At 39.6% G+C, this 1,557-nt stretch carries 1 protein-coding gene; it reads right to left on the reverse strand.

The features are described 5' to 3' along the window. Positions 1 to 485: 485 nt before the first annotated feature. Positions 486 to 1,557: hypothetical protein (locus tag ACOSYY_RS18755; RefSeq protein WP_421664399.1), on the reverse strand; the 1,072-nt coding region annotated here is incomplete at its 5' end.

Genomic DNA, 1,557 nt, shown 5'->3' on the forward strand with positions numbered 1-1,557 from the left:
CATTTGAAATTTAGAATGTCGTTAGTTGAATTTGTCGTTGTGGTCCGAGTCGTTGGGGTGTCGGGCCGCCTTGCCTGCAACGTTTTGTGTTTATGACGGCTTGGGGATAGGAGTGTTTGTTAAATGACGAAGGAATGACAAACACGACTGCTCCGAAGCTGTCCACCGTTACGAAACTAAATAAAGAAAACGAAAGTGCAATGAACACCAAACCCCCAAGCTGGCATAAACACGGTGTTACCGCCCGTGCTTTGTCCCGCGTTAATTTGAGCACCTTTATACACTCGTATTTCTGTAACTGAACTTGTGCGGTGGGGCAACTTAGGGAACTCTCTCTCGGTGTACAGCTATTGCCCTGTTTTAATTTTACGTGCGTGGTGGCATCACTCTTGCCTTAGCTTTGGTTGAGGGTAGCAAGTGTGGCTAAGGTATGTGTGCTGCTGCGTTGGCGAATGTTTTCGGTGAGAACGAAACTCAATGCAAACTTAATTCTGCACTTTTTCTTTTGGCTTTTTCTTTATCCTGTACTCAAAACCAATTCTTGTATTCAGTCTATCGTTGTAGGGGCTTTTATGCCTTGGGTCAATGATATTGTAAAGAACCAGAATTGTCCCCTTTAAGTTTTTGGTAATTCGGTACTCTTTTTTCAGTCCTGTCATTGTGCTCCAAACCCATTCTCGTTGTCCAATTGTTGGGTCTGTCCGGTTGTATGAAACAAATGTATTCATTACCTCTAATTCAAAATGGGCAATAAATCCTTTGCCAAGGCTGTAATTCCCAAATACTCTTGGCCCGTAAATGGAAGCGTTATGGTTCCAGTATGAATTGTCTTGGCCGCGTGCAACTCTTTGATTCCAGCCGATACCTGTCGTTATTCTGCTTGTTAGTTTGTAGCCTGCATAGCCGTAAATGTCAAGTAGATAGTTATTTTTAAACTGATATTGAAAGGAAACGCCTGGGATGAGACGTTCAGTTAATGGTTTATCCTTCATTTCATTTGGTACTTTTTTAGGAATGTCTTTAATGCTTTGCACACTGGAATACTTCTGTTTGTATTTAGAAACCTGCTCCATTGACTTAGAGAGTAGTTCCTCCTTTCCTGTAAAGTGATTTATTGCCTGCTCTTTTAATTTTTCTCTTACTGCATCTGGATTATTAGCTGGAATTTGGTCTATTGGGTTCTTTAAATTTTTCAATTCATTTATTCCGTCAAGGTTACCAAAAGCTTGTTCTATGGCTTTATCTGGATTTGATTTAAGCTGATCCAGTACTGAAAATTTTTCTTTTAAGCCTGTGAGATTTTCCTGAATGCCTGTTAATCCTTCTGGTGTGTTAAAGAGTAATTCATTATTTATTTCAGACAAATCTGGTGACAAGTCAATCGCTGAAAAATCGTTAAATGATAGCTCAGGAATTTTAGGTAACTCAAAACTGGAAACACTTGTAACGAGAGCAGATGGAATATTTACATTAGGAATATTTAAATCGGGTAAATCAGCACTATGCAGATTAACGTTGGAAATTCTTTCTGCAATGCCTAACGAATCAATTCTTGAC

The sequence above is a fragment of the Nitrospira sp. BLG_2 genome (assembly GCF_049222245.1).